This window comes from Actinomycetospora lutea (assembly GCF_028737205.1).
GTDB lineage: Bacteria > Actinomycetota > Actinomycetes > Mycobacteriales > Pseudonocardiaceae > Actinomycetospora > Actinomycetospora lutea.
This window is the reverse complement of sequence record NZ_JAQZAL010000082.1, coordinates 1-1,751: the sequence shown is the minus strand read 5'-3', so window position 1 is coordinate 1,751 and position 1,751 is coordinate 1. Positions and strand designations below refer to the sequence as shown.

Annotated in this window: 2 protein-coding genes and 1 pseudogene; 1 reads left to right on the top strand and 2 read right to left on the bottom strand. The window is 71.4% G+C overall.

Annotated elements, in window-relative coordinates; translation table 11 throughout:
• Positions 1-215: 215 nt before the first annotated feature.
• Together PHK61_RS31725 and PHK61_RS31720 are read right to left on the bottom strand one after the other, a co-directional pair.
• A complete protein-coding gene (locus PHK61_RS31725) occupies positions 216-578 on the bottom strand; it encodes a transposase (RefSeq protein ID WP_420791477.1) in 363 nt (120 codons plus the stop codon).
• Positions 579-591: 13 nt separating this feature from the next.
• Positions 592-1,281 carry an IS110 family transposase gene (locus tag PHK61_RS31720; protein ID WP_274285025.1) on the bottom strand — a complete coding sequence of 230 codons (690 nt, stop codon included), beginning with the start codon at positions 1,279-1,281 and terminating at the stop codon, positions 592-594.
• A gap of 272 nt (positions 1,282-1,553) precedes the next feature.
• Here PHK61_RS31720 and PHK61_RS31715 point away from each other — a divergent pair.
• Positions 1,554-1,751 (top strand): annotated as a pseudogene (locus PHK61_RS31715) (hypothetical protein); the annotation flags it as partial.

Below are 1,751 nucleotides of genomic sequence, written 5' to 3'. Positions count from 1 at the left end.
AGGGTGTGACCGGGCCGGGAGCTGGGGTCGTGTCGCTGCGGTGAGGCGGGCCCCGAGAAGTTGATGATGACGGTTCCTACGCCAGTCAGCTTCAACGTCTCGGGGACCCGATGTCGCAGCCTACGACCCTGCCTGTCCAGATCGTGGCCGACACGACGCTTCTATGTGTTGTCAAGCCGTTCGGGAGAACGGAAGTCTGCGCGTCCTGTTCGAGGTCAGCTCGTTGCGTTGGTCATGGCGGTGGTCAGGGAGCGGAAGAGCTGGCGGGCGATGTAGCGCTTGAGGCAGCGGCGAACCTCTCGGGTTGACTTGCCCTCGGCGGTGCGTCGAGCGACGTAGGCGCGGGTGGCAGCGCAGTCACGCATCCGGGCTCGGGCGATGGTGTGGATCGCTTTGTTCAGGGCGCGGTCGCCGCCGCGGTTGAGCCGGTGGCGGATGGTGCGCCCGCTGCTGGCCTCGAGCGGGCTGGTCCCACCGAGGGCGGCGAATGCGGCCTCGCTGCGGCAGCGCCCAGGGTGGGAGAACGACACGATGACCTGGGCGGCGCAGATCGGACCGATCCCCTTGTGGTCGGTCAGCCCGGGCGCGAGGTCACCGACGATGGCGGTCAGGAGAGTGCGGTTGGTCTTGAGTTTCGCGGCGCTGCTCGCGCAGCGCGACCGCGAGTCGGCGCAGCTCGCCGTGGCGGACGGCCTGGGCGCGGGTGGCCTCTCGGGGTGGGCGACGCCGGGCCAGGGTGTTCAGGTCGGTGTCGGTGAGCTTGCCGCGAGCCAGGGCCCGGTCGGTGTCGTCGCCGTCGCGCAGCAGCGCCTTGAGGCGGTTGGTCTGCCCGGTACCGGTGGTGGTCAGCTCGTCGCGCGCGCACAGCAGGGTGCGCAGCGCCTCGCGGTCCCCGTCGGCGCGCGGGGTGGGCAGCCGCTCGGCGTCGAGCTCGAGTGCCCAACGCACCGCCAGGTGCGCGTCGATGGAGTCCGACTTCCCGCGGCCACGACGTTGGGTGCGGGAGGGCTGCTCGCACTCGATCACCGTCAGCCCGGCCTCGGTCAGGGCACGGGCCAGCCCGGCGCCGTAGCTGCGGGTGCCCTCGACCGCGACCACCACCCGCGGGCCGGGAGCGTGCTCGCCGATCCAGGCCACCGCCTGGGCGTAGCCGCGAGTGTCGTTTTCGATCGAGCACACCGCGATGGGTGCGCCGGTCGGGTGGGCGATCTCGAGCTCGTGGGTGTCGCGGTGGGTGTCGGCGCCGACCACGGCGTCAACGAGTTCTGCCAGCATCGGCATCGGCCGGTGCTCCCTTCCCTGCGGGCGGCGGTCAGATCGGCGCCGGCCTGGGAAGAGGTCACCGAGCGGCATATCTGTGAGGGGTCACGCCCGAGAGGCGGACAGGCTTCTGATCAGGCCAGCTGGTGGGCCAGGCCGGCGCCGGCGACCCCGACGGACAGGTCGTGTCCAAGGCACGCCGCAGCGGCCAAATCATTCCGTGAATCACGCCAGGGTCACCGACGCCGAGCCTGGTGGTCCTCCCTGCCGGAGCACCGCAGCGACACTCACAGATGATCCGAACCGTGGAGCTCGGGGTGCGGATCGTCGATGCCGCGGTGGCCGGCGAGACCACGGTGCTGTGGTGCGAGCTGCTCGTCGAAGGTCCCGGCCGCTGTCCGGGCTGCGGGATCGCCGGGAGCTACCGCGACACCTGCGAACGCCGCGTCAGCGACGTCCCGGTGGTCGGGCACCCGCTGGAGCTGCGGGTC

What these genes read in the sequence shown, in the direction of transcription:
- PHK61_RS31720 (WP_274285025.1), bottom strand. Translation starts at nt 1,281, where the DNA reads ATGCCGATGCTGGCAGAACTCGTTGACGCCGTGGTCGGCGCCGACACC.